Annotated in this window: 1 protein-coding gene; it reads right to left on the minus strand. The window is 42.9% G+C overall.

The genetic code is table 11. The annotated features are described in order from the left end of the window. Positions 1–336: ABC transporter permease subunit (locus UC75_RS20510; RefSeq protein ID WP_228137222.1), on the minus strand; the 336-nt coding region annotated here is incomplete at both ends.

Consider the following 336-nt stretch of genomic DNA (forward strand, 5'->3'; position numbering starts at 1 on the left):
TTCGACACGGTGGTAATTGCCAAATAAATCGCAGCAGCGACAATGCTGAAAAAGAACAATTGCATGGTACTTCTACCCGCATCTTGCGTAATTTTTACAATATCAGTCAGGCCAATAATGGAAACCAGTGCGGTTGCCTTAATCAAAACTTGCCAGTTGTTACCAATACCAGGCAATGCAAAACGCATCATTTGAGGGAATAATACACGTCGGAAAACCTGCCAAGGGGTCATACCATAGGCCATTGCTGCTTCAATTTGACCCGTTGGAACCGATTGAAATGCACCACGAAAGGTCTCGGTAAAATATGCACCATAAATGAACGCTAAAGTAATC

Source organism: Acinetobacter sp. V2 (genome assembly GCF_001188385.1).
Lineage (GTDB): Bacteria > Pseudomonadota > Gammaproteobacteria > Pseudomonadales > Moraxellaceae > Acinetobacter > Acinetobacter oleivorans.